At 77.2% G+C, this 1159-nt stretch carries 1 protein-coding gene and 1 pseudogene; both read left to right on the top strand.

The genetic code is table 11. The features are described from left to right. Window positions 1–322 (top strand): annotated as a pseudogene (locus GA0115240_RS31300) (hypothetical protein); the annotation flags it as partial. 96 nt (window positions 323–418) lie between these two features. Next, window positions 419–1159 (top strand): NAD-dependent epimerase/dehydratase family protein (locus GA0115240_RS31295; protein WP_093741972.1); only part of this gene is annotated, 741 nt, incomplete at its 3' end.

The following is a 1159-nucleotide window of genomic DNA, read 5'->3' as shown; positions in this document are numbered from 1 at the left end:
TACGCCCTCGCGCTGCTCCTGCTGCTCGCCGCCGCCACCGCGATCGGCGGCCCGCCCGGTGGCGGGCACCACCGCCCTGGGCCTGCTGCTCTTCACCGCCCGGCTGCTCGCCGTGCACGGCCGGCCGCGGACCGCCGCGGCCGGCCTGGCCGCGGCCTGCGCGGGCGAAGCCCTCGTGCTCGGCGCGGCCGAACTGCACCTCGGCCCCGGCGGCGACCCCGCCGAGGCGCTGATCTGCGGCGCCGCCGCCCTCGCCCTGATCGTGCAGGCGTTCCGGGTGCTGCCCGCCGCCTCGGCCCACCGCCGCCCGATCCGTCTGTGACCTCCGTACCACCGAACCAGGAGAACCCGTGACCAGCCACCGACCCCCCTCCCCTCGACCCAGCCGAGCGCCGCGTCCCGTCCGGGGAGGCGGACGATGAGAGTGCTGCTGCTGGGGGCCGACGGATTCCTGGGCCGGCACGTCGCCGAACGGCTGCTGGCCGACCCCGCCGTACAGCTCACCGCGCTGGGCCGCAGCGACGAGTCGGACGTGCGGTTCGACCTGTCCAGCGGCGCCCCCGGGGTGCTCGCCCGCTTCCTGGACGCCGTGCATCCCGGCGTACTGATCAACTGCGCCGGGGCCACCCGGGGCAACGCCCGGGATCTGACCCGGCAGAACACCGTCGCGGTGGCCACCGTCTGCGAGGCGCTGCGCCGCAGCTCGGTCGCCGCCCGCCTGGTGCAGGTCGGGTGCGCCTCGGAGTACGGGCCGTCCCCGGCCGGGTCCTCCACCGGCGAGGACGCCGTGCCGCGCCCCGGCGGCCCGTACGGGGTGAGCAAACTCGCCGCCACCGAGCTGGTGCTCGGCTCCGGCCTGGACGCGGTGGTGCTGCGGGTGTTCAGCCCGGTCGGCCCCGGCACACCGACCGGCTCACCGCTGGGCCGGATCGCCGAGACCCTGCGCCGCGTGATGCAGAACGGCGACGCCGAGCTGAGGCTCGGCGGCCTCGGTGTCCAGCGCGACTTCGTCGACGCCCGGGACGTGGCCCGGGCCGTGCACGCCGCCTCGCTGTCCGCCGCCCAGGGCGTGGTGAACATCGGCAGCGGCCGGGCGGTACGGCTGCGGGACATGGCCGCCGCGCTCGCCCATGTGGCCGGCTACGACGGGGTGCTGCAC

Source organism: Streptomyces sp. DvalAA-14 (genome assembly GCF_900091855.1).
In the GTDB taxonomy this organism is placed as follows: domain Bacteria; phylum Actinomycetota; class Actinomycetes; order Streptomycetales; family Streptomycetaceae; genus Actinacidiphila.
This window is presented reverse-complemented; position numbering and strand designations above follow the sequence as displayed.